Annotated in this window: 1 protein-coding gene; it reads right to left on the bottom strand. The window is 67.2% G+C overall.

The window, feature by feature from the left end; genetic code table 11:
• Positions 1–61: 61 nt before the first annotated feature.
• Positions 62–345: beta-ketoacyl synthase N-terminal-like domain-containing protein (locus PUR56_RS12410; RefSeq protein WP_443034484.1), on the bottom strand; the 284-nt coding region annotated here is incomplete at its 5' end.

Raw genomic sequence — 345 nt, forward strand, 5'->3', positions numbered from 1 at the left:
CCGCACCCGCACCGAAAGACTTGCACAGTCAGTCCTGCTCCAGAACCCGATGACGCGAGAACTACACGAACACATCCTGCGTCGGCATGACCGTCACACCACCGACCAGCGCCAACGAGCACTCACCCGAACGCAGCGCATGCGCGGCCAGAGGCTGGGCCACCAACGACTTCGAACCGGCCGTGTCCACCGTCACCGCAGGCCCCTCCAGGCCGTACGTGTACGAGATCCGCCCCGACCTCACCGACGAAGCCGTACCCGTCAGCAGCTGGCCTTCGTGGCCCTCCCGGCTCTCCGCAGCCCCGGTGCCGTACCCCATGATCGAGGCGCCGACGAACACGCCCA

The organism is Streptomyces sp. BE303 (assembly GCF_036290945.1).
Lineage (GTDB): Bacteria > Actinomycetota > Actinomycetes > Streptomycetales > Streptomycetaceae > Kitasatospora.